Annotated in this window: 1 protein-coding gene; it reads right to left on the bottom strand. The window is 46.8% G+C overall.

What is annotated here, in order from left to right; genetic code table 11:
• Positions 1–237, bottom strand: a 237-nt coding sequence (locus tag AC3Y5R_RS24200) for an AAA domain-containing protein (protein WP_489923423.1), incomplete at both ends; no start/stop codon positions are given.

Here is a 237-nt window from a genome sequence, read left to right as displayed (position 1 = left end):
AAGAAAAGAGATATTTTGCCAATAACCCTCGCGGCGAAAATGCGGGCTGCATCTCGATAAGGTCCATATCGCCAAATACCAGAAAACTATCTTTAGCGCGTGAGACAGCAACATTGAGGATAGTGCTGTTGCTATCAAGAAACCTGCCATCTTCATGTTTTGAGTAGACAGGAGAAAAGAGAACAATCGCCCTTTCCGCCCCCTGCAAGGAGTGCACAGTCCCCACTGTCAGTAAAC

It is taken from the genome of Erwinia sp. 009765445 (assembly GCF_058137865.1).
The sequence above is the reverse complement of the archived record's forward strand: the minus strand, read 5'-3'. Positions and strand labels throughout refer to the sequence as shown.